Origin of the sequence: Peptoniphilus faecalis (assembly GCF_012976305.1) — a bacterium.
GTDB lineage: Bacteria > Bacillota > Clostridia > Tissierellales > Peptoniphilaceae > Peptoniphilus_A > Peptoniphilus_A faecalis.
Genome location: NZ_JABDSR010000011.1, coordinates 54,985 through 76,761, shown reverse-complemented (window position 1 = coordinate 76,761; position 21,777 = coordinate 54,985). Strand labels below are relative to the sequence as shown.

The 21,777-nt window shown below is 31.6% G+C and carries 18 protein-coding genes and 1 rRNA gene; 8 read left to right on the top strand and 11 right to left on the bottom strand.

Features of this window, described 5'->3' with window-relative positions; genetic code table 11:
- Positions 1-12 precede the first annotated feature (12 nt).
- Positions 13-129, top strand: a 5S ribosomal RNA gene (rrf, locus tag HKO22_RS08440).
- A gap of 205 nt (positions 130-334) precedes the next feature.
- Positions 335-970: a hypothetical protein gene (locus HKO22_RS08435; RefSeq protein WP_169970030.1), complete on the top strand. Its 636-nt coding sequence runs from the start codon at positions 335-337 to the stop codon at positions 968-970.
- Positions 971-1,027: 57 nt separating this feature from the next.
- Here HKO22_RS08435 and nrdG read toward each other — a convergent pair whose 3' ends face one another.
- Together nrdG and nrdD are read right to left on the bottom strand one after the other, a co-directional pair.
- Positions 1,028-1,525, bottom strand: coding sequence for an anaerobic ribonucleoside-triphosphate reductase activating protein (nrdG, locus tag HKO22_RS08430; RefSeq protein ID WP_169970029.1), 498 nt, complete (start codon positions 1,523-1,525; stop codon positions 1,028-1,030).
- Positions 1,525-3,648, bottom strand: coding sequence for an anaerobic ribonucleoside-triphosphate reductase (gene nrdD, locus HKO22_RS08425; RefSeq protein ID WP_169970027.1), 2,124 nt, complete (start codon positions 3,646-3,648; stop codon positions 1,525-1,527). The genes nrdG and nrdD overlap by 1 nt, the downstream gene beginning before the upstream one ends.
- A 235-nt stretch (positions 3,649-3,883) precedes the next feature.
- On the opposite strand from nrdD, the gene HKO22_RS08420 reads away from it, so the two are divergent.
- Together HKO22_RS08420 and HKO22_RS08415 are read left to right on the top strand one after the other, a co-directional pair.
- Entirely contained in the window at positions 3,884-4,687 is an 804-nt protein-coding gene (locus HKO22_RS08420; RefSeq protein WP_169970025.1) for a thioredoxin domain-containing protein, read from the top strand.
- Positions 4,688-4,894: 207 nt separating this feature from the next.
- A complete protein-coding gene (locus HKO22_RS08415; protein WP_169970023.1) occupies positions 4,895-5,212 on the top strand; it encodes a cupin domain-containing protein in 318 nt (105 codons plus the stop codon).
- A 71-nt stretch (positions 5,213-5,283) separates the two neighbouring features.
- Here HKO22_RS08415 and HKO22_RS08410 read toward each other — a convergent pair whose 3' ends face one another.
- Positions 5,284-7,605 carry a bifunctional dihydroorotate dehydrogenase B NAD binding subunit/NADPH-dependent glutamate synthase gene (locus HKO22_RS08410; protein ID WP_169970021.1) on the bottom strand — a complete coding sequence of 774 codons (2,322 nt, stop codon included), beginning with the start codon at positions 7,603-7,605 and terminating at the stop codon, positions 5,284-5,286.
- A 161-nt stretch (positions 7,606-7,766) separates the two neighbouring features.
- Between HKO22_RS08410 and proB the strand changes: the two genes are divergently transcribed.
- Both proB and HKO22_RS08400 read left to right on the top strand, forming a co-directional pair.
- Entirely contained in the window at positions 7,767-8,549 is a 783-nt protein-coding gene (gene proB, locus HKO22_RS08405; RefSeq protein ID WP_169970019.1) for a glutamate 5-kinase, read from the top strand.
- Complete coding sequence (locus HKO22_RS08400) at positions 8,527-9,783, top strand: glutamate-5-semialdehyde dehydrogenase (protein ID WP_169970017.1); 1,257 nt, start codon at positions 8,527-8,529, stop codon at positions 9,781-9,783. Before proB ends, HKO22_RS08400 begins: the two co-directional genes overlap by 23 nt.
- Positions 9,784-9,981: 198 nt before the next feature.
- Here HKO22_RS08400 and HKO22_RS08395 read toward each other — a convergent pair whose 3' ends face one another.
- From HKO22_RS08395 to HKO22_RS08365, 7 genes are all read right to left on the bottom strand, one after another.
- On the bottom strand, positions 9,982-12,462 hold the full coding sequence (locus HKO22_RS08395) for an ABC transporter permease (RefSeq protein ID WP_169970015.1): 2,481 nt from the start codon (positions 12,460-12,462) through the stop codon (positions 9,982-9,984).
- Entirely contained in the window at positions 12,446-13,123 is a 678-nt protein-coding gene (locus HKO22_RS08390) for an ABC transporter ATP-binding protein (protein ID WP_169970013.1), read from the bottom strand. Before HKO22_RS08390 ends, HKO22_RS08395 begins: the two co-directional genes overlap by 17 nt.
- Positions 13,124-13,211: 88 nt before the next feature.
- Positions 13,212-14,084: a sensor histidine kinase gene (locus HKO22_RS08385; protein ID WP_169970011.1), complete on the bottom strand. Its 873-nt coding sequence runs from the start codon at positions 14,082-14,084 to the stop codon at positions 13,212-13,214.
- The gene (locus HKO22_RS08380; protein ID WP_169970009.1) at positions 14,072-14,725 is read right to left on the bottom strand and encodes a response regulator transcription factor; all 654 of its coding nucleotides are present in this window, start codon (positions 14,723-14,725) and stop codon (positions 14,072-14,074) included. The genes HKO22_RS08385 and HKO22_RS08380 overlap by 13 nt, the downstream gene beginning before the upstream one ends.
- 191 nt (positions 14,726-14,916) lie before the next feature.
- The gene (locus tag HKO22_RS08375) at positions 14,917-16,962 is read right to left on the bottom strand and encodes a TRAP transporter permease (protein ID WP_235932842.1); all 2,046 of its coding nucleotides are present in this window, start codon (positions 16,960-16,962) and stop codon (positions 14,917-14,919) included.
- Positions 16,952-17,482, bottom strand: coding sequence for a DUF1850 domain-containing protein (locus HKO22_RS08370; RefSeq protein WP_169970007.1), 531 nt, complete (start codon positions 17,480-17,482; stop codon positions 16,952-16,954). Before HKO22_RS08370 ends, HKO22_RS08375 begins: the two co-directional genes overlap by 11 nt.
- The gene (locus tag HKO22_RS08365; RefSeq protein WP_075659488.1) at positions 17,482-18,555 is read right to left on the bottom strand and encodes a TAXI family TRAP transporter solute-binding subunit; all 1,074 of its coding nucleotides are present in this window, start codon (positions 18,553-18,555) and stop codon (positions 17,482-17,484) included. Before HKO22_RS08365 ends, HKO22_RS08370 begins: the two co-directional genes overlap by 1 nt.
- Positions 18,556-18,807: 252 nt before the next feature.
- Between HKO22_RS08365 and HKO22_RS08360 the strand changes: the two genes are divergently transcribed.
- Positions 18,808-19,740, top strand: coding sequence for a nitronate monooxygenase (locus tag HKO22_RS08360; protein WP_169970005.1), 933 nt, complete (start codon positions 18,808-18,810; stop codon positions 19,738-19,740).
- Between the two features lie 791 nt (positions 19,741-20,531).
- Here the strand turns inward: HKO22_RS08360 and HKO22_RS08355 are convergent.
- Positions 20,532-21,305, bottom strand: coding sequence for an IclR family transcriptional regulator (locus tag HKO22_RS08355; protein ID WP_169970000.1), 774 nt, complete (start codon positions 21,303-21,305; stop codon positions 20,532-20,534).
- Between the two features lie 258 nt (positions 21,306-21,563).
- Here HKO22_RS08355 and HKO22_RS08350 point away from each other — a divergent pair, with 258 nt between their 5' ends.
- Positions 21,564-21,776 carry a 4Fe-4S binding protein gene (locus tag HKO22_RS08350; RefSeq protein WP_169969999.1) on the top strand — a complete coding sequence of 71 codons (213 nt, stop codon included), beginning with the start codon at positions 21,564-21,566 and terminating at the stop codon, positions 21,774-21,776.
- The last annotated feature ends 1 nt before the right edge of the window (position 21,777 follow it).

Genomic DNA, 21,777 nt, shown 5'->3' with positions numbered 1-21,777 from the left:
AGTTTTAAGGAATCTGGTGAGAATAGGACAATGGACACACCTGTAACCATGCCGAACACAGAAGTTAAGCATTAGTCCGCTGATGGTACTTGGTTGGCAACGACCTGGGAGAGTAAGTTATCGCCAGTTAAAAAGTCTATTGATGCAAGATCTTCTTTATCAATAGACTTTTTATTTTAAATACTCCTTTTAAAATTAGTAAAATATTTTGCTTTAATTATTCCACAATGAGTTATCTCATTACATATTAAAGATAGAAAGATCTTCCTTAATTGGAAGATTTTTTTATTGGTAATTTTAATATTTTTAGGGTATTTATTTACAAGGTGATTATATGTTAAATAGAATAATAAAAATTTTTTCTATTATTTTTATTATTATAGTGATTTTATTTGTTTCTATACATGTCTATTTTTCTCCAACGCCAAATTTTATGAGAAATAATTCCATTAATGGTGTTAAGATAAATATTCAGGTTTCCAATGATGATAGAAAACCCATTGTAAGGACTTTTAAAAAATCAGAATATGAAAATATGCCTGAAAATAAGATTATGAGAGTAAAAGATAAGATTGATGGAAGGATAGAGGGGGATATTACTTCTATTCATTTAAATAAGGATAGTAAAATTTATTTTACTTTTGAAAAAGATGGGAAGATTTATTATCCTGAAACTCCAAAAATTAGAATTAATGCTCATGCTTCTAGTTATAAGGACAAAAATAAAAAGCGCATTATAGAGGGAGAACTTGATAGGCTTGATGATGGGACTTATTTTTATGAAACTAAAAGGTATAGCACGCAATATGAAAAATATTTTATGGAGTATCTTATAGTGGAGATTTATTACACTATTGATGATGTGGACTATGTTTCTATCTTTGGAACTTTTCAAAACAATGCAAATGATGGTACAGATTTTTTTGATAATGAATATTTAGAAGAGCCAATTCCACCGGAAACTAAATAGAAAAAAAGGCCTCAGTAAATTCACTGAGGTTTTTATAAAAATTTAAAATTGTGTAAATTACTTTAAATCAAATAAAATTATTTTATTTGAAGCTAAGGATTTTTTTATGTCGATAATCCTTTGGTTTGAGGAGCCGCGAAATCTAAGACTCAAGTCTTTTAAGTTTTCAACAAATTTACCATCGACTAAGACATCACATTCTTTTAGTAGATTTGTTTTGTTTTCATTCTTTAATATTTCTTCGTAAGTATATCCAGAGAAGATCCAAATCCCCTTTTGGACTTCTTTTTTTATGTCTTTAACTACTTTTAAGAGATCTACTTCATTTTGAAAGGGCTCACCTCCAAGTAGGGTAAGCCCCTTTACTTCATCTAGTTTCAAATATTCAATTACTTCTCTTGTTTCTTTATCAGTCCAGATTTTTCCGTAATTAAAATCTTGATATTCTTTGTTAAAACAGTTGTAACAATTGTGAGTGCAACCTGTGACGAAAATTGTGCTCCTAATCCCAGGTCCATTTGCAACATCATACTTTCTTATTTGTGCATAATTCATTAGATGTGTAGCACCCTTGCGTTAATTTCCTTTGTGCGTCCTTCGTTCCAGAAATTTTCACCAAGGTAACCACAAGTACGTCTTACGACGCTTAGTGTGGATCTATCTGTGTTATGACATTGTGGACATTCCCAATCGCCATGTTCGTTTAGTTTTATTTCGCCATCAAAGCCACATTCAGAGCAGTAGTCAGATTTTGTGTTAAATTCTGCATATTGAATGTTGTCGTATATAAATCTTACGATAGTTTCAAGTGCTTCTAAATTGTGCCCCATGTTTGGAATTTCTACATAAGAGATACATCCACCAGTGGATTTATCTTGGAACTTTGCTTCAAAGGCGAATTTTTCAAAAGCAGAAATTTTTTCACGAACATCAACGTGGAAGGAATTGATATAGTAACCTTTATCAGTTACATTTTCTATTATGCCAAATCTTTCTTTGTCGATATTTGCAAATCTTTGTGTAAGTGATTCTGCAGGAGTTGCGTAAAGTGTAAATTTAATTCCATATTCTTCTGTCCATTTTTTAACAGCAGCGTTAAGTGCATCCATTATTCTCATAGCAAAGGCATAGCCCTTTTTGTCTGTATGACTTACACCTTTAGTTAAAATAGTTGCTTCATAAATTCCAATGTAGCCGAGGGAAACTGTGGAATAGCCATTTAATAAAAGTGGTGCAATGGACTCGTGTTTTCCCAGTCTTGCAATGGCACCATGTTGCCAATGAATTGGGGATGAATCGCTAGTAACTTTTTTTAAATGCTCATAGCGAAGTAGTCCAACTCTTTTGACAAGGTCTAGTCTTTTTTCCAAAATTTCAAAGAATTTTTCTTCGTCACCACCTGCTAAAATTCCAATTTGAGGTAAGTTTATAGAGCAAGCGCCCATGTTAAATCTGCCTTCAAATTTGTAATTGCCCTTTTCATCCTTGTATGGAGGAAGGAAAGCTCGGCAGCCCATTGGAGAAAATACATTGCCTTCGTAATTTGCACGCATTTTCTTTGCAGAGATGTAGTCAGGGTACATTCTCTTTGCAGTACATCTAATGGCGAGGGAAGTCAAATAATAATATTTTGAGTCCTTGTTAATATTATTTTCGTCGAGAACATAAATTAATTTTGGAAAAGCTGGAGTTACATATACTCCTGCATCGTTTTTTATGCCTTGAATTCTTTGCTTTAAAATTTCTTCGATTATCTTGGCAACTTCGTCAACATAGGGATCATTGTCTTCAAGCCACATGAAAAGTGTTACGAAAGGTGCTTGACCATTTGAAGTCATGAGAGTATTTATTTGATATTGAATAGTTTGAATGCCACTTTCAAGATCCTTTTTAGTCATTCTATTTGCCATTTTTTCGGCAAGTTCAATGTCGCCTAAAGTATCAAGTGCTAAATTTAAATTCTTTTCATAGGATCTTCTTAGGTATTTGCCGAGACAAGAGATATTAATACTTTGTCCGCCATATTGGTTTGATGCAATTTGTGCAATAATTTGTGTCATAACATTGCAGGCAACTTGGAAGGATTTTGGAGTTTCGATCATCTTGCCATTGACCACAGTTCCATTGTCAAGCATGTCCTTCATATTTACTAGACAGCAGTTAAAAATAGGTTGGATAAAATAATCCATGTCGTGAATGTGAATAGCACCAGATTCATGTGCTTCAACTAAATCGGCAGGGATCATTTTTCTTTTTGCAATGTCCTTTGATACTTCTCCAGCAATTAAATCTCTTTGAGTAGATGCAATAATTGCATTTTTATTTGAATTTTCATCCATTAAATCTTCGTTGGTCTCGTTTAATAGACCGAGGATATCTTCATCAGTAGTATTTTGTTCGCGTTTATATTGTTGAACAGATTTGTAAGATTCATAGGATCTTGCAGTGGCAGGATTGTCATTTTGAATTAAACGGTAATAAACTTCGCTTTCTATGTCGTAGATTGAAAGAGGAAGTTCCTTTTGGTTTGCAAGGGCTTCAATTTCCTTTGCAATTTCTAGCGCTTGATTTTCTACATATACGCCAGAACTTGAGTGCATGGCTTTTTCTATGGCGATTACGATTTTATTTCTATCAAAATCAACCTTTTTGCCATTTCTCTTAATAACTTGTGGCATTTTACTCATCCTTTCTTTTAAATATGTAATATTTTCCATAAAATTATTTTAAATAAAATTTAAAAGCAAAAGAATTTTCTTTTGCGAATACATAAATTATACAACATATTGTGTGATTTGTAAATTAAAATCTACTATATACAGTATGTATACGAAGATTATAGTTTTAGAAGATCTTGATTTTAAGATGTTTGTAGTTAATGATATAATGAAATTAATATTTATAGGAGGTTCTATGTTAAAAATATTTACAGATGTACTGGACCCCTTTTTGTGGGGATTTATTCCAATTTTGCGAAAATTTGAAAGAAAATATAAAAATTTTAGTTATAAATTTGTAATGGGCGGATTAATAGGAAATTATGAAGAGTTTTTACCACAAAATTTTAGAGAAAAAAATTCTGTGGAACTTGGAAACAAAATTTTATACGATATGTATAGGGCTACGGCGACGGTAACAAATATGCCGGGCTTTGCAAGAGTGCCTAAGCTTTTTACTGAGGAATATAAATCAAGTTATCCTTTAGATAAATATTTTTTAGCCTTTAAAGAGTTAGACGAGAAATCTTCAAAGGACTATATGAGAAAAATTTTAGAAGAGGCAATAATATTTGAGAAAAACATATATGAATTAGATGTGCAAAGAGAAATTTTAAAAGAATTTGAAGTTGATTTTGATGAATTTGTCTTTAATTATGAAAATAGTCATGAAATCTTTTTAGAAAATAGAATGGAAGCCTTTGATTACAGAATAAAGAAACTGCCGGGATTTTTGATTACAGAAAATCATAGAGTTCTACAAAATATTATGAAATTCGATAGAGTTGAAGAATTTATTTTAGAAAATCTGGAGCTTGAAGAGGTTCAAGGAAATTTAAGTGAAGAAGAAAAAATTATAGATTATATAAAATCCTATGATTTAGTTTTAAAAAATGAAATTGAAATAGTTTTTGGCAAAAATAAATTAAAAGATCTCATTGACAATGGAAAAATTAGTTTAGAAAATATAAATAATTTTGAAATATTAAAAATAAAGTGATTTCTTGGTATTGAATAAGTAGAGTTGTTTCCTCTATTAAAAGATTACTCCTATTTTGCAATTCAAAAGTAAATTTTTAGATTCATTAAGGGTAAGTTCTTGTTTTCATCTTCTAAATTTTCAAAACATAAGCCTTTCTTTTCTTAATAATATCAAAAAGCAATATAGCGTATGAAAAACCTGGGAGATAAATGCTATAATAAGGGGATGAAAAAATTATTTAATATTTTTAAAAATATAAAATTTTCGGAAGAAAAAGAAATTGAAGAAAAAATTTATGAAGATGATTTTCTAAAAATTGTAAGGACAATGTCTCTTAATCAAGTTACAGATTTTTATGATCAAGATGAGTTAGAAATAGTTTTTTTATTACAGGGAAGTGCTGAGATTGAGTACGATAATGGAAAGATTATTAAGTTAGAAAAGGGGGATAGTATTGTAATAAGACCTAACGAAATTCATCGGGTAAAGTGGCAAGAAAGAGCTTTGTGGTTGTGTATTTTCAAAAAAGTAGGGAATATATAAATTAGTTTCATAATAAGCAAAAAAGGGGAAGAACGATATTCTTCCCACTTTTTTATTAATTTATTAATTTATTATTTATTTCTTAAAAACTCGTCAATAGATTTTGCGGCGTTTTTACCTGCACCCATGGCAAGTATTACTGTTGCAGATCCAGTTACTGCATCTCCACCGGCAAAAATTTCTTCTCGAGAAGTTTGTGATTCTTCATTTACAATTATTCCGCCCCATTTTGCGATTTCTAGATTTTTTGTAGTTGAAGAAATAAGAGGATTTGGATTTGTTCCAAGTGCCATAATGACAGTTTCAAATTTTTCTTCGTATTCGCTACCTTCTATTGGGACTGGTCTCCTTCTGCCAGATGAATCAGGTTCTCCCAGTTCGTTTCTAACGCATTTAAGTGATTTAACCCAACCTTCATCGTCTCCAATAATTTCAACAGGAGCAGTTAGCATTTCAAATTTAATTCCCTCTTCCTTTGCGTGATGAACTTCTTCAGCTCTAGCAGGAAGTTCCTTTTCAGTACGCCTGTATACAATTGAAACGTCGGCTCCAAGTCTTTTTGCAACTCTTGCAGCGTCCATTGCAACATTTCCACCGCCAATTACTGCAACTTTTTCGCCAACATTTACTGGAGTGTCGTATTCTTCGTCAAAGGATCTCATTAAATTGTTTCTTGTTAAAAATTCATTTGCAGAATAAACTCCATTTAAGTTTTCTCCAGGAATATTCATAAATTTAGGAAGTCCTGCACCCGATCCAATGAATACTGCTTCGTAACCTTCTTTGATAATGTCGTCAATAGTCATAGTTCTGCCAATGACAAAATTATTTTCGATTTTTACACCGAGATTTCTAATATTTTCTACTTCATATTCAACAACTTCATCTGGAAGTCTAAATTCAGGTATTCCATAAATTAAAACTCCTCCAGATTGTTGCAAAGCTTCAAAAATTGTAACATCATAGCCCATCTTTGCAAGTTCGCCTGCACAAGTAAGTCCAGCAGGGCCTGCACCAACTATGGCAACTTTTTTATTTAATTTTTTAATGTCGCCACTGTCTTTAATTTGGTGACGTCTTGCGTAATCAGCTGTAAATCTTTCAAGTTTACCAATGGATACGGAGTCGCCTCGATTTGCAAGGACACATCTTTCTTCACATTGAGTTTCCTGTGGGCAAACTCTACCGCAAACTGCAGGTAGAGAAGTGTAAAGGGAAAGAACTTTGTAAGCTTCTTTGAAATTTCCATTGGCAATTTCTTTAATAAAGCCAGGTATGTCAATGGAAACGGGACAGCCGCCTACACATCCAGGTTTTTTGCAGTTAAGACATCTGCTTGCTTCTTCTACAGCTTCTTCTGCAGTGTAGCCAAGGCATACTTCTTTAAAGTTTTTATTTCTTTCGTCAGGTGCTTGTTCAGAAATTGGAACTCTTTTAAATCTATCTTTAGCTTTTTTTATTGTAAAGTTTTCAAAAGTTTCGCCTTCTAAATTTTCATCTTGCACAGATTTTTCTGCCAAGTGATCAGATACGGCAAGGTCCATTGTGCAATGGTGGTCGGCAATCTCCTTAGTTTTTTTGTTGTTTACATATTGTCTTTGTCTTTTCATTGCAGAATCAAAGTCAACTAAATGACCGTCAAATTCTGGTCCATCGACGCAGGCAAATTTAGTTTTGCCGCCAATGCTTACACGACAAGCTCCACACATTCCAGTTCCGTCCACCATAATTGGATTAAGAGAAACAGTAGTAGGGAGATTATATTTTTTTGTAGTTAAGCATACAAATTTCATCATAATCATAGGCCCAATGGAAACCACATGATCATATTTTTTGTTTTCATTTTCAATAAGATCTACGATTTTATCAGTTACTAAACCTTTAAAACCGTAACTGCCGTCATCTGTAGCTATGTATAAATTGTCACAGACAGATTTAAGCTCATCTTCTAAGATTACAAACTCCTTTGACTTTGCTCCAATAATAATGTCGCAGTTAAGGCCATTTTCTTTAAAAAACTTTGCTTGAGGATAAACTGGAGCAGTTCCAACACCACCGGCAACGAATAAATATTTTTTATCTTTTAAACTTTCAAGGTTCATGTCGCAAAAATCAGATGCATGACCAAGAGGTCCAACAAAATCCTTAAAGTTTTCGCCTTCTTTAAAGGATGCAATTTTTTTTGTAGATTCTCCAGAAGCTTGCACAACTATTTGAACGCTTCCCTTTTCTACATTGTAATCTGAGATTGTGAGAGGAATTCTCTCGGAATATTTGTCTGCAATTAAAATAATAAACTGACCTGGTTTTGCAGAAGCTGCAATTTTAGGTGCATAAATGTCAAATAAATAAATATTTGGCGCAAGTAATTTTTTTTTTAAAATTTTTGGCAAAATAATCACACTCCAAAATTATTATAGCATAAGGAAAAATTAAGGTAAAAGGAATTTAAAATGTTAAGATTATTTATTTAAAATCTACTTTTTTATTATAAATTGTAAAAAATATTTACTAAAGTAAAAATTTAAAGTATATTATATTTAAGGTGATTGAAATGAGAAAATTTTCAAAGGAAATAAAAAAAGTTGTGATAAAAGTTGGTTCATCTTCTATTACTCACGACAATGGAAAGATAAATTTACAAAAAATCGACGAGCTTTGCTATGAAATTGCAAACTTAAAAAATAGGGGAATAGATGTTATTTTAGTATCAAGTGGTGCCATTGCAGCAGGTCGTGCGAAATTAAATTTGAAAGAAAGACCGAAGGAAACCTCAGACAAACAAGCTGCAGCAGCAGTGGGTCAAGTTGCACTCACAAATATTTACGATAGGTCTTTGATTAGTTATGGCTACAATTCTGCACAAATTCTTTTAACTAGACAGATAGAAAAAGATGACGAGATGAGAATTAATGCAAAAAACACTTTTGAAAAATTGCAGGGGATGAATGCCATACCAATTATAAATGAAAATGACACAATTTCTACTTATGAAATAAAATTTGGCGATAATGATACATTATCTGCTGTGATTGCGAGAATTACAGAGGCAGATCTCCTCATTATGCTAACAGACATTGAAGGACTTTACACTGACGATCCGAGAAAAAATTGCGACGCAAAAATTATTCACGAAGTTGAAGACATAAATAATGTGGAGGCAATGGCAAAGGAAACTGAATCCAATGTTGGCACTGGAGGAATGTTCACAAAAATTAGGGCGGCAAAACTTGCCATAGAAAAAAATATCGAAGTTATAATTGCATCTGGAGAAAATATGAAGACAATTAGAGATATAGTTAAAGGAGAAGAAATTGGAACCTATTTTAAGTGTTAAGGAATTAGGAAAAATAGCAAAGGAAGCTTCCTATAAATTAAAAAAATTAAATACAGAAGAAAAAAATAGAATGCTAGCTTCAATTAAAAAGTCGCTTTTGTCTGAAAGTAAAAATATATTAAGGGCAAATGAATTAGATATAAAAAGAGGCAGAGAAAATAATATGCCTGATGGTCTAATTGATAGGCTTCTTTTAAATGATGCGAGAATAGAAGCTATGGCAAAGTCAATAGAGGACGTAATCGACTTTAAGGATCCAGTGGGAAAGGTTTTGTCCATGGAAAAAAATTATGCGGGACTTTTAATTGGGAAGAAAACTGTTCCTATGGGAGTTATTGCGATAATTTACGAATCCAGACCAAATGTAACACTAGACGCTTCAATTTTATCACTTAAAGCATCTAGTGCAATAATTCTTCGCGGCGGCAAAGAATCTATAAATTCAAATATTGCAATAGCAGACGCAATAAGACTTGGGATAAAAAATTCAGGCTATGATGAAAACTTCGTCCAAATTGTAAAAGACACATCGAGAGAATCGTCAAAAGAACTTATGCAATTAAAGGGCTACGTAGATCTTTTGCTTCCAAGAGGCTCAGCTTCACTAATTAATTCCGTTGTGGAAAATGCAAAAGTACCTGTAATTGAAACGGGAGTGGGAAATTGCCACATATATGTAGATGATGGAGCTGACATTGAAAAGGCAGTGAAGATTATAGAAAATGCAAAGACACAAAGGATTGGCGTGTGCAATGCAATGGAATCACTTGTGTTAAATGAAAATCTTCCAGATAAATTTTTTGATATGTTAAATGAAGTTGTTGAAAAATACAATATAAAAGTTCACGCGGACGAAAAATCTATTTCAAAATTTAAGAACGCAGAAGCCGCAACTGAAGATGACTTTGGAAGAGAATACTTAGACTACGAATTTTCTGTAAAGACAGTTTCCAATGTTGATGAAGCAATTCAACATATTACAAAATATTCAACGGGGCATTCTGAAGCAATACTAACAAAATCCTATGAAAGAGCAATGAAATTTTTGGAGGAAGTGGACTCAGCTTGTGTCTATGTAAATGCATCAACAAGGTTCACAGATGGTGGAGAATTTGGAAAAGGTGCAGAGCTTGGCATCTCAACACAAAAACTTCACGCTAGAGGACCAGTTGGATTGGAAGAACTTGTAAGCTACAAATATATAGTATTTGGGCATGGCGAGTTTAGAAGATAATATTTCTTAAAAATATTTGTTAGAGATTTTATTTTCCAAGAGATATTAAGAGTCAACAAAAACCGACACTTATTTTTTAAGATAAATGTCGGTTTTATTTTATATAGAACTCTTATGCATTTACAAACTACGAAATATATCTATGGGCAGAATTAAAATCAATAAGAATTAGTACAATAAATATATTGTTCTCTTCCATTATTCCAAATTTCTTATCCTATCAATAAGATTATTTTTGCTGTGCCTTTCATAGAACTTACCAGTAAATATTATCCCGATAATTATATTTATAATATTTACAAGAATAAGCGGCATAATCACGAATTTATAGGAAGTCCATTTAGTCTGTGCCATGAAATCTACTAATATAAATTTATTTACAAGAAGCATAATGAGAAAAGAAAATATTAAGCCACAAAAAGAGTAAATCAAATTCTTTTTCACCAAATATTTTTTAATATTTTTCTTTGTCATTCCAATTGCTTCAAGGATTGATAAGTTAACCATATTTTTTAAAATTTCAGTAGCAATAACATTTATAAAGTTTAGCACAGATATTAAGAACAATACTATAGATAAGCTGTAGCCAGCAAATTCTATTAGGCTTTTGAATTCCATTGTAGATTTGATCTGAAGGTCTCTTGAATCATAGGAAAAGTCTGGCTCATTTTCAAAAGTTTTTAATAGATTATCAAAATTTTCCTTTTCGCTATCTTTTACATCAAATCCATAGGACATTATACTCTTATCTCCTGTGAGCTCTTTATACTCATTCGGCTTCATATAAATGTATTCCAAGCCTAAAGTAGGACTAGATTCATCGTTTACATCTTCCTTAATTACAGGGAAATATCTAAGACCAATTGAAAAGTTATATTCAACCTTTCCCATCACTTGGACTTCTTTGATTTTATTTTTTACATTGATTTTTATTTTATCACCAGCTTTAAATGCAGATTTTTTATCTCCATATTCTCCTATGATAATATAATTTCCTGTTTGCCATTTGTCTTTATCAAACTCTCCATCTATGAATTTTTGTTTATTTATTAGATAATCATCTATTCCCAATAATATTGGAGCAACTTTATTGTCTTCTATTTTTATATCTTGATAATCGTACTCATAACCATAATAGTATAATGCTCCACCAGCTTTAAATCCCTTTTGATTTTCTATTTCATCAATGAAATTATCCTTTATACTGTCCTCACTTCCTGAGTACATATACCTAAAATATTTTGGGCTTGCTATATTATAGTCCGTTGCAATAACATCAGAAATCCCCTTTTCTAGATCAATATTACCAGTATAAGTTAAAACGCTATTTAAAATAACTGCAGATAAGCTAATAGAAAGAACAATAGATATAAACCTAAATTTATTTGAGAAAACTTGTCTTCTAGCAAGCTTGCCTAGAGAAATATTCTCACTTTTATATTTCTTTTTTATCGTGGTTTCATTGTATCTGCTGGCATCTATGGGAGAAACTTTTGCTGCATATCTAGCAGGTTTCATAACTGATAGAAATACTGTAAGCAAAGTGAAGGCTGTCGAAAATAAGATAATTAAGATTATTACGATGATTGATAATTTTACATCCGTTAACATCTCATTATTTGCAAATATTTTATTTAAAATAATTTTACCGATAGAAATCCCTACTATATCTCCAACTATTATTGCTGGAAGTGCGACTGCTAAAGACTCTAGATGAACGAGTTTTTTGATTTGTGGCTTTGTCATTCCAATTGTTTTTAAAAGTCCCAGAAGTTTAATATCTTCATTTACTGAAATCTTAAAAATGTTGTTTATTATTAAGTAGCCAGCGACTATTACTAAAATCAAAAAAGCTAAGAAGGGTAGAAATGTTTTAAAGTCAAAACTACTATCACCAGATAAAAGATAGGCAAAGTTAACACCAATTCTTATTTCTTTGTCGGATAGATTTCCAGGATTATCTGCCACCTTATAACCATTTCTCTCTGCAATTTTTAAAAGTTTATCCCTTATCATAAAGGAATTCTTTAGCATTACTTCCACGTCATTATTATTTTCTGGAAGAGATAATTTATCTACATAAGCTTTTGATAAATAGATTTGTCCTACACCAACATTAGAGTCAATAGGATTTTGGAAAGTCCCCGAAATAATAAATTTCTCACTTTTCTTTTCGATAATTTCTCCTGTGTAAGGTTTTTCAATATTGTAGGGAATTTCTATCTCTTCTCCAATTTCACCCTTATAACCTAATTTTTTTGCAGTTGCTAAATCTATAAAAACTTCCTTTTCTTTTTCAGGAAATTTCCCTTTAACTTTTTCTATGAGAGACCATTCAAATCCTTTTCTATCCATATAGGATAGTTCTGCACTTATTTTTTCATCATCAAGAATACCAACTTTCTCTCTTATTGAAAATTCCTTTATGTCTTTATCCTTGGATAAACTATTTATGTCTTTGTCAGAAAGTTCTTTAAAAACGCCATGGCTGATTGTACCAATAGTTTTCATTGTTTGGGTTTCCATGCTCTTTCCTAAACCTAAGGCTACTGAAAATAGACTCGTAAATAATATAGAAGTTAAGGCAATTGCTAATAAAAGTATATTTCTCCTGCTTTTATTCGCATTTAAAATATTTTTTGCAAGACCCCTTATATAAGCTTTATTTTTGACTTTCATTATCCCTCACCAGCCTTCCATCTTCTATCCTTAAAGTTTTTTCTGCAGCTTGAGCGACAGCATCATCGTGAGTAATCATAAGAATAGTGTTTCCAAGCTCTTTATTAATCTTTTTTAGTAAATAAACAACTTGGGAAGATGATTTTGAGTCCAAATTTCCTGTAGGTTCGTCGGCTAAAATTAAAGATGGCTTGGTAACCAAGGCTCTTGCTATGGCAACTCTTTGCTGTTGACCACCCGATAATTCATTGGGCATTTTATTTTTTTGATCGCTAATCTCTAGAATATCCATTACATATTGGGCATATTTTTTATCAACCTTGTCGCCGTCAAGACCAAAGGGAATAATTATGTTTTCATATACATTTAGCATGGGTAAAAGATTATATGCTTGAAAGACAAAACCGATATTTCTTCTCCTAAAAATAGTCCTCTCATCATCTTTCAATGCATAAATGTCGGTATCATCAATTATAACTTTTCCGCTTGTAGGATAATCAAGTCCTCCTAATAAATGTAATAGGGTAGACTTCCCCGAACCAGATGCTCCGATTATAGAGATAAATTCTCCCTTTTCAACAACGAAAGATACACCATCGAGAGCTCTTACCTCAACCTCATTAGTTTTATAATATCTTTTTAAATTTTCAACTTTTAACATATCTATCACCTCTTTACATTTAATATAACATCCTCATCTTACAAAACACTTACAAGACTTCTTACAGTTTTGTAAGAAAAAAGACTTCTCACAAGGGGAAGTCTACTGAAAACTTTATTTTATTTTCCTTCAAAGATGCCTTTATATTTCCGCCATGTTTCTCTATAATTTCTCTGGCTATAAAAAGTCCTAAACCAAGTCCATCTTTATAGACTGAATTTCTTCCTCTATAAAACCTTTCAAATATTTTAGGCAAAGTTTCTTCTGATAAGTCTATGCACTTATTTTCTATGTCTAGATTATAATTTAGATAAGATTTATAAACTGAAATATTAATATTTGTGCTATTTGGTGAATATTTTATGGCATTGTCAACTAAATTGTGGATAGCTTCTTTGAGCCATCTTTCGTCTAAATCGAAAATTAAGTCTTCATCTTTTAAAGTAATTTTTATATCTTTTTCCCTTAATAGGGCTTTAAATTCTTCTAGAACCTCCCTTACTAAATCTTTTAAATTTGCTGGATTTTTTTGCAAAACTATAATATCAGATTCAAGCCTAGAAGATTTTACGAGGGTATCAATCAAAAATTTTAATTTATCTAATTCATACTTAATAATCTCAATATACTCATCTTTTGGATTATCTTCTAAAAGACTAATATATAACGAAAGATTGGTTATTGGAGTCTTGGTTTGATGAGATATATCTGCTATTAAATCCTTTGTTTTATTTTTTTCTGTATTGATTTTCATTTCTTTTACCTGACTTGCATATAAAAATTTAATGAGTTTTGATTTTATTTTAGAAAGTTCCTTCTCATCGAATTTAGTAATTTCTAAATTTCCATCTATTGCATCATCAATATAATCTGAAAATTCACGCATCTCATTTCTCAAGACAATATATTTATATAAAATAATTCCAATTATAATTAATAAAAGACCTATTAAAATTGCCATTTATATCCAACTCCAAAGACTGTTTCTATTGGGTCATAGGGTTTTAACTTATTTCTGATTCGAGAAATATTGACGCTCAAAGTATTTTGATCAATAAATTCATCATCTATTCCCCAAACAAAATCAAATAGTAATTCCTTAGTTATAACCTGAGACTTGTTTTTTATCAGGTAGTATAAAATTTTTGCCTCCGTCCTTGTGAGGTCTATATTTTTATCATCCACATAGAAAGTATTTTCATTGAAATTAAAATCTAGACCATCTTTTTTAAAAAGGTTTAAATCACAAGACGCTATCTTTTCGAAGGTTCTTTTTATTTTTGCTTCTAAGATTCCCAAAGAAAAAGGTTTTGTTAGATAATCGTCTGCACCTAACTCAATTGAGGAGATGATATAGGCTTCTAAATTTATAGCTGACAACACAATTATTGGAATTGTGGAAATCTTTCTTGTATATTTTATTATTTCAAGACCATCACCATCGGGCAAATTCATATCAAGTAAAATCAAATCAGAAGCATCAATATAATTTTGGGCATCATTTATAGTAAATGTAGAAATGACTTCATAATTTTTTTCTAAAGCTATGGATAAGCCTTTATTTAGATGTTTGTCATCCTCTATTATTAATATCTTTTTCATAGCTTTCCTCCTCATATTAATTTTATATTTATATATCCACTTCTATTTATCTTATATATAAATTTATTTTATATTCTTGAAAATATTGTTTTTTAGTATATACATTGTATCAAAAAAGGCGAGAATTTTTTATCCTCGCCTTTTTTATTTTTAGGATTTTTTGCAAAGTCCTTTTATATTTTTATTAAAATTTAAACAGCCGCAGCTGGCTTATCTTTGTTTAATATTTTTTGAGTAATATAGATAAATGCTAGAGCTGCAAGTCCAATAACATCAGTAAGAAGTTTTGGATCTAAAAGTGCAAAGGCAGCTAAAAGAAGTATTACTCTTTGCCAAATTCTTAATTTACCAAATAGATAGGCCTCAACTGTACCTGCCAAGCAGAAAGTACCAATAAGAGCAGTTACAATAGTTGGTATTGCAGCAGTTATTGGAAGCCAATTTACTGTTGTTCCAACAACGGAATCAACCATTATTAAGTGTGGATTAATAACGAAGATGTAAGGTATTATGAAGGCGCCAATTGCAAGTTTAAAAGCTTGAAATCCAGTTTTCATTGAGTTTGCACCTGCGATACCTGCTCCTGCATAAGCAGCTAGTGCTACTGGAGGAGTAACGTCAGCAACTACACCAAAGTATAGAATAAATAAGTGAGCTGACATTAGGTTTACACCAAGTTTTGTTATTGCTGGAACAGCCATAGTTGCAAGTACTATGTATTTTGCAGTTGTTGGAAGTCCCATTCCAAGGATAATTGAAGATACCATAGTTAGTAGTAATGTTGGAATAAGTTTACCTTTAGCTATTAGTACTATAACTTCTGCGATCTTTAGACCAAAGCCAGTAAGTGTTACCACACCTACTATCATACCAGCACATGCACAGGCACAAGCTACACCAACAGCACCCTTAGCACCGGCTTCCATTGCTTCAAGAATATCTTTTGCAGTAAAAGAATTATCTTTTTTAATTAGAGATGCTACAAAGGCAACTATAACTCCAATGATAATACCAGTTAAAGCAGCCATTGTTGGAGGATATTGTTTAACCAACATAAAGATGATTGCGATAAGAGGTAGAGTTAAATAACCTTGTTTAGCTAAAATTTTTGAAACCTTTGGAAGAGATTCTCTTGGCATACCCTTAAGGCCAAGTTTACAAGCTTCCAAGTGAACCATTGTACCAACGGCTATATAGTATAGAATTGCTGGAATAATAGCAGCTTTAACAATTGAAATATAAGGAAAACCAGTGAAGTCCGCCATAATAAAGGCAGCAGCACCCATTACTGGAGGCATAATTTGTCCGCCAGTAGATGCAGTAGCTTCAACGGCGCCTGCATAATGAGGCTTGTAGCCAACTGATTTCATTAATGGAATTGTAAAAGCACCAGTGGTAACTGTGTTTGCTACAGATGAACCTGAGATTGAACCCATAAGACCTGAAGAAAGAACTGAAGTCATTGCAGGACCTGATCTCGTAGAACCAGTAAGGGCATAAGCAAAGTCTATAAAGAATTCACCGACACCAGTCTTGTCTAGGAAAGAACCAAACAAGATAAACATAAATACAAATGTAGAAGATACTCCGAGAGGTGTACCCATAATACCTTCTGTAGTCATGTACATGTGGGAAACAATTCTAGTTACGTTAAAGCCTCTGTGAGCAAAAACTCCAGGCAAGTGTCTGCCAAAGTATGCAAAAATTAGAAATATTATAGTAACAATCGGAAGCTCTGGGCCAACAACTCTTCTTGTAACTTCTAGAGTAAGGAGAACTGCAAGAACTCCCATTACCATGTCAAGTGTGGACATTTGACCACCTTTTAAGGCAATAGCTTCTACATTAAAGAATATGTAACTCCATACACCAATTGATAAAATCATCAATGCCCAGTCCAGAATTTCAATTTTAGTCTTAGATGACTTCTTAAAACCAGGATATAGGGCAAAACCAAGAGTGAAAGCAAAGATTAAGTGAAGTGATCTTTGTTTCATTGCTAATAATGTTCCGTGCCATGCAGTATATAGATGGAAAGCAGACATTAAAATTGCAACGATTGTGATAAATAAAGCAACCTTGCCAGATAACTTACGAAGTTTACTAGTTTCGAGATCATATTGTTCCATTAATTCATCGACATTCATAGCGCCGAGATCATCTGTTGACTTTGTAACACTAGCATCTGATATCTTTTCAGATTTTATATTTTCATTTAAATTATTATTATTGCTCAATTTGGCACCTCCTTAGTGCATATTGTAAAAGCGATATATGTTTGGTAGAAAATTCTAAAGCTTCTCTAGGTTCAGAAAATTCCAAGAAAGGAGTAGCTTTGCCATTAATTACGAATTTATGATTTGCTATAACAGCTCCTGTTCTATAAACAACAGTATCAAAGGGAACATTCATATCATATAGACAGAAACTTCCATCCTCAGCATATTTAAACTTGTAAATTAAATTTACAGGTAGTCCTGCACCTTGGTCGCGATACCTTTGTTCCATAAGGATCAACTTTCCATCACGAGCTTCATACCATTCGCTAGTTTGAGATTTCTCAACTGAATGAGTATAAACTATGCCAAACCTATCCTTATCCTTTAAATATTCAATCTTTTTAATATTTCCATTAAAATAAGATTTTATAAAAATTGCATCGATTTTAATAAAGGATAAAATAAAAAAAACTAATATAATAAAGAGTATTGGAAAGAATAACTTCTTTCCAATGCCCTCTTTATTTCTGCCGCTCATTATTTTTTAACTTCATCGAAATATTTTTGTGCACCTGGGTGTACTTCAATACTCATACCGTCAAGAGCTTTATCAAGAGCGATGTCGCCACCTCTTGCGTGAGATTCTTTCATTGTATCAAGATTTTCAAATAAAAGTTTAACAATGTTATAAGCATCTTCATCAGCCATTTTTTCGTCAACTGCTAACATTGATTGAACTGCTACAAGAGAAAGTTCTTTGTCTTGTCCCTTATATTCAGTTGGAGTAACGTGTAGGTTAACGTAGAATGGATATTTTTTAATAAGTTCAGCAGCTTTATCTTCAGCTATAGGAACTAAGTGAATATTATGAGTTGTAGCAAGTTCAGTAAAGGCTGATGATGGAATAGCAGCTGTAATGAAAGCAGCGTCTATTTGACCAGATTTAATTTGATCAGCAGCTTCAGCAAAAGATAAGAAGTCAACTTTTCCCAAATCATCATAAGTAATTCCATGAATTTCAAGGATTTGCTTAACATTAACTTCAACGCCAGAGCCAGGAGCGCCAACTGCAACTTTCTTACCCTTTAAGTCTTCAATAGTTTCGATTCCAGAATCATCAGAAGCAGCTATTTGAACGAATTCAGGATATAGACAGCATAGACCTCTTAGAGAAGATTTTTGATTTCCTTTAAAAGTATCAGTACCATTTGCTGCATAATAGGCAACGTCATTTTGTATGAATGCGATTTCCGCATCGCCCTTAGTAATTAGTTCCACGTTTTCAACAGATGCGCCAGTAGCTTGTGCAGTAGCAGTATAATTAACGCCTGCATTGTTTAAAATATTAGATAGTGCTCCACCTAATGGGTAATATGTACCACCAGTACCGCCTGTTGCAACTGACATAAATCCGCCCTTAGTTTCCATTAAACCTTCGGCTTTGATGTCGCCAGTAGCTTTATTACCCTCTTCTGTTTTTGCACCTTCTTCAGTTTTAGTAGCGTTTGCCGAAGAATCTTCTTTTTTGTTTCCTCCACCACTACAAGCTGTCAAAACAACTGCAGCTAAAGCAATAAGCATGATTAGCGTCATAAATTTTTTCTTAGTCATAATAACCCTCCTTGACATTATTCAAATAAACTAAAATTTTATGAAAATGTTTATCCGATAATTTTATATTACATTATTGAATATTAATTGTCAATTAAATAAAAAGCTAATTATCCTGAAAAGTCGCATTTTATTTGTACGAAAATTTTATTGAAAACGATTTATAAGTATTTTGTAATTTGATTTTGGTTGAATAAATATTTTTGGGTAAATATTTTAAATAAATAATAAAGAAAATAAATAGGAGGATTTATGAAGATTAATGAGATTTTAAATATTAAATATCCAATTTTTCAAGGTGCTATGGCAAATATTTCAACAGCAGAGCTTGCCGGTGCAGTATCTACTGCTGGCGGTCTCGGGATGATTGCAACTGGTGGATTTAGCCCTGACGAAGTTAGAATGGAAATTAGAAAAATAAAAAAAATGACTGACAAGCCCTTTGGAGTAAATCTTGTAATGATTCATCCAGATATTGAAGAATTAAATAAAGTTGTCGTTGAAGAGGGAGTTGAGATAATAACTTGTGGAGCAGGAAACCCTCAAAAATATTTTGACTATTGGTTAAAAAACAAATTAAAAGTAATTCCCATTATTGCAAATAAAAAAATGGCACAAAAAGTTGAGAGCCTCGGGGCAATAGCTTGTGTATTTGAAGGCGCAGAGGCGGGAGGACATATTGGAAAGCTAAACACCTTTCCTGCTCTTCCAGAAATTTGCGATTCTGTAAAGATTCCTGTGATTTCTGCGGGTGGTATTTACACAGCAAGACATATTTTAGCGGCAGAAATTTTAGGGGCAAGTGGCGTACAAATGGGAACAAAATTTTTGCTATCAAGAGAAGCACCAGTCCACGAAAAATTTAAAGAAGTTTTAATAGAAGCAAAGGATAGAGATACAATTGTAACGGGAGTAACAACAAATCATCCTATAAGATGCTACAAAAACAAATTGGCAGAAAAACTTTTGGAGATAGAAATTAACAATCTTGGAGAAGAAGAATTTGAAAAATATGCTCGTGGTTCAGGGAAAAAAGCTGTAAGAGATGGAGATGTAGAATGGGGTTCTGTTTTGGCGGGTGAAGGATTTGAGTACCTAAATAAAATCGAGAGTGCAAGAGAAATAATCGAAAATATAATGAAGGAATACGAAAAGTTAAAGAGAAGTTTTAAAGAAAAGTATTAAAATATAGAAAAGAAAAGACAGTGAAAATTCAAAACAATGGTAGTGTGAAAAGTTTTGTGTATCAGCTCCTCCAGATAGATTGTGAGCTGATATTTTTTTGATAAAAAATATATTATTGCTAAAATTTTACAGTTCAGATGTCTGAAACCTAGTATTGGCAATTTAATTAAAAGATTAAGGTTTATCTTAAAAGTTTTTTGTCTAATTATCTATTTTAAAATTTGAAGATTTTTGTCGTAAGACTAGGACAAAATCTTTACTCTTGACGGAGAGATTCAAATTTTTTATTATCTTTATATTATTGTAGAATACATATTTTGTTGAGTTTCTTATTTGGTGGATTACACATTTTGATTGTGAATTTTTGGCGTATGAATATACAGATTCTATGACTTGACTAAATACCAGTAGAGGTTATCTGTTGAAACTATTAGTATATCTTCTAGTCCTCGTTCTTTTGGTTGATTTAATATTAATAGCCAATATTTACTTGATTCGTTTTTTCTATGTTTGTGGTTAAAATGATTTTATATGTCTCTAGGAATGTTTAGATCTATGTTTCTGTAGGGTGATTTTACAGATTTTTTGATTGACCTTTTTTTGCATATTAAAATCCTCCTGATTATCATTATCTTATCGGGAGGATTTTTTATAAATAATTAGTTCACAGTTTCTTCTAAAAAGTTCGGTTTTATTTTCTATATTGTTAAAAACTTTCGATTATTCTTTATAGATTTTAAGAGAAAAGATAAAAGTGTTGCATTTGATATTGTAAATTAGAGTTATTCAATTTATATAAAATAGCCTAACATTTTTGAAATACGACTAACCTTATTTAATAGGTTTTTTGAATATTTAGGGTCAGTAGTAATTTCTTTAGATCTAGATGATAAACTTATTGCACCAAGAGCTTTATTATTATAACTTTTTAAAGCTGATCCGATACAGAAGACACCAATTTCATTTTCTTCTTTATCACTAGCAAAATTGTTTTTTCTAACTAAAGATATATCTTCTAGTAAATCTTGAAGATTATCAATTGTATTTGGAGAAAACTTTTTAAATTCTACATCTTTAAATCGAGAAATTATATTTTCATTAGAATAAGTACTCAGTATTGCTTTACCTGCACTTGTAGAGTACATAGCAGATGTTTGACCAACTCTAGTATAAATTGAAAACGCGTCATTTTTATTATCATAACTTTCTATACATAAAATATTTTGGTTGTTATATTCTATTGAAAATTGAGCAATAACTCCCAGCTCATTGGATATTTCATTTAAATTAGCTCTTATTAATTCTAGGTAGTCAAAATTTTTAATTGCTTTAGCTCCAACTTCAAACAATTTTAATGTTAGGGAATATTCCAATGTGTTTTCATTTTTAGAAATAAAATTTTTATTAGTTAAAGTAGTTAGTATTCTTGAAAGAGAGGCCTTACTAATTCCTGTTGAATTTTTTAGCTCTGAAAAAGAAAGTTTATCTTTTTCAGACAGAAGTTCCAGTATATCGAAAGCTCTATCAAGAACGACAACATTGTCATCTTTTAGATTTTTTTCCATGATTAAATAATACCTCCATTTGTACTAACTAAAGCAAGTAGAAGACTTTAATTTATTATATGCAAAACACGAGTTTTTTGTCAAGCAATGTTGAAAAATATAAGATCAATAAAATAAAATATAAAAAATTATTGAATTATTTTAAAATAACTCTTGAAATTTTTTTAAATAATGATAACATAAAAGAAACAAATGAATTAAAAATGAAACAAAATAGAATAAAATGGAAAAAAGTTTCAAATTCAAGGGGGTATACTATTGGTAAAAAGTAAAGTTGCAATTTTAAATGAAGAATTATGTAAAGGTTGTAAATTATGCGTTAGAGAATGTCCTGTTGGTGCAATTACAGAGCTAGATATTGTAAATAAAAATGGATATGAAATTACAACGGTAGACGAAGAAAAGTGTATTGGATGTGGTATGTGCTATAGAATATGTCCAGATTATGTTTATACAATAATAGAGAGGTAAT